This window comes from Mucilaginibacter flavus, assembly GCF_030409315.1.
In the GTDB taxonomy this organism is placed as follows: Bacteria; Bacteroidota; Bacteroidia; order Sphingobacteriales; family Sphingobacteriaceae; genus Mucilaginibacter; species Mucilaginibacter flavus.
The window spans coordinates 1-1,644 of sequence record NZ_JAUFPS010000058.1; the positions used below are offsets into that span (position 1 = coordinate 1).

The following is a 1,644-nucleotide window of genomic DNA, read 5'->3' on the forward strand; positions in this document are numbered from 1 at the left end:
CGCAGGTGATTGTTGCGCAACTATTATTAAATACAGTCGTGAGACAGTAAACCGTTCTTTGAGCTATTGATTAAAACGATGGTATCGGATTTAAAGGATAATGCCGGATAAATGAGCTAAACAAGCGGTAAAGTAAGCCGTTTATCCCTTTTATGACTGGCATTTTCAGTTCTTTTATCTTTTTAGGCTTGTGAGCAAGCAGTTTTTTGATATTGTATGCTACAGCAGCCATGAGCATTCCCTTATTTGCTTGTTTTAGGCCTTTGGTATTTATTCTTCTTAAGCCGGTATAGTTAATTAAGGAACCAAAGACTGGCTCTACAGTACTGGACCGAAGTGATTTCATTTGTTTGCCTTTTGGGCTTTCTACCCGCTTTCGCATATATTCATACAGGGGCTTATCTGCTGAATCAACCAGTTTTTTAAAGCCTTTTTTATTGGCACAGATTTCCTTAAACGGGCAGTTTTTACAATCGCTGATGTTTGACTCATAGATCTTTTTATACACAGTTGGTTCGTCATGGGCGGATTCAATACGTCGGAAAGGTAACTCTACTCCCATCAGACAAACGTATCTGTCATACTGGTCATCATATATAAAACCTTCATCTTCTCTTGAAGACTTATAACGTCCGGGGTTAGGGATATATCCCTTAAGGTTATTTGCTGTTAAGGCCCTGATCGCTTTACCGCTGCTATAACCCGTATCTGCCAGGATCTCTTCCGGCCGGGAAACATGACTGCCGGAAAGATTGGCTATAAGCTGCGGCAATATCGCAGGCAGACTGCTGTTATCGGTCTGATTTCCTTTAAAAGCCTGTATATAGGTAATAAAGTGACTGGCAGTGTCCACGCTCATTTGTGCCCGATAGTATAGTTTCATTGGTTTGCCGGGTTTAGTGGTCAGGCGGGAATCAGGATCTGAAGGGCTGTAATGGGTTTGATTGGTCGGCCCTTTTTTATCCTTTTTCTCCTGGTCATTCTTGTTGTTGTCTTCGTTGTTTTCTTTCGGGGCTTCCGGTTTTACCGGCTCCTTTTCTATGTTATCATTGAGTTCCCGGCTAAAAACGGATGCATCTTCCATTACCATTCTTTCAACCATACTGTGTTTGGAAGCATTGGCCGGTATCAAAGCGCTGTCGACAGCCTGACGCTTACCTGAAATCAGGCCTTTGTCAATGCATAGCTTCAGTACCTGTTTAAACAACTCAAGAAAAACCTGCTCGCCAAATAACTTACGGGTACGGCTTAAGGTTGAATGCCATGGCAGCTCCTCCCCAAGACTATATCCAAGGAAATAAAGAATATCCATCCGCATTCCCGAGGAAGCAATGATACGGCGGTCGCTATTGATATTTTCCAAATAGCCCACCAGCATCAGTTTCATAAACACTACCGGATCAATACTTTTTTGGCCTTCCTTACCATAATACTTTGACGTTGTCTGATATAAAAAGTCCAGATCAAGTATCCCTTTCAGTCTCCGATAGAAATTATCGGCTGGAACATGGTCGGAAAGCTGAAACTGGATGAACAAACTTTCCTGATGGGCTTTTTTTCCTTGCATGCCTTTAATTTACTAAAAAGCACTGTTTTAATCAATATTTCAAAGAACTTTATTGTCGAGTTGCGCAACAATCACCG

1 protein-coding gene is annotated in these 1,644 nt (G+C 41.8%); it reads right to left on the reverse strand.

Going from position 1 to position 1,644, the window contains the following annotated elements:
• Window positions 1-70: 70 nt before the first annotated feature.
• Complete coding sequence (locus QWZ17_RS23310; protein ID WP_290307728.1) at window positions 71-1,567, reverse strand: IS1182 family transposase; 1,497 nt, start codon at window positions 1,565-1,567, stop codon at window positions 71-73.
• Window positions 1,568-1,644 lie beyond the last annotated feature (77 nt).

Coding starts and splice junctions, on each gene's coding strand:
- QWZ17_RS23310 (WP_290307728.1), bottom strand. CDS start 1,567: ATGCAAGGAAAAAAAGCCCATCAGGAAAGTTTGTTCATCCAGTTTCAG.